Source organism: Pseudoxanthomonas mexicana (assembly GCF_001556105.1).
GTDB classification, from domain to species: domain Bacteria; phylum Pseudomonadota; class Gammaproteobacteria; order Xanthomonadales; family Xanthomonadaceae; genus Pseudoxanthomonas_A; species Pseudoxanthomonas_A mexicana_A.
In genome coordinates this window covers 1-558 of sequence record NZ_LSIF01000067.1, presented here as the reverse complement: position 1 = coordinate 558, position 558 = coordinate 1, and the positions used below count along the sequence as shown (strand labels likewise).

1 protein-coding gene is annotated in these 558 nt (G+C 67.9%); it reads left to right on the top strand.

Annotation, left to right across the window (positions count from 1 at the left end; genetic code table 11):
• Positions 1-558, top strand: a 558-nt coding sequence (locus AX730_RS12445; protein ID WP_269746997.1) for a flagellin, incomplete at both ends; no start/stop codon positions are given.

The following is a 558-nucleotide window of genomic DNA, read 5'->3' as shown; positions in this document are numbered from 1 at the left end:
TGTTCCAGGTCGGCGCCAACGCCGGCCAGGCCATCGCCATCGACAAGACCGTCGACGCCAAGGCCGGTGCGCTGGGCAACGTCAAGTTCGCCGCCGACGTGCAGGGCACCGCCATCGCCACCGCCGCCGCCGACGGCAGCGTCACCGGCATGACGATCAACACCGTCGCGATCGACACCGTGTCGTACAAGGCGGGTGCCACCGGCACCGATATCGCCAAGGCCCTGTCCACTGCGATCAACGCCAAGATGGGCGAAACCGGCGTCTACGCGACGGTCGGTGGCACCAACAACGACCAGGTCACGCTGTCGTCGGTGAAGTCCGGCAAGGATCTGGTCATCGGCGGCACGCCGGCCAACTCCGGCCTGACGGCCGCTACCACGACCGCTGCCGCAACCGCCAGCGCCACCGTCATCTCGAGCCTGGACATCAGTTCCGTGAAGGGCGCGCAGCAGGCCCTGGACGTGGTCGACGAAGCGCTGAAGTCGGTCAACTCGGCCCGTGCCGACCTGGGTGCGGTGCAGAACCGCTTCACCTCGGTCGTCGCCAACCTGCAGA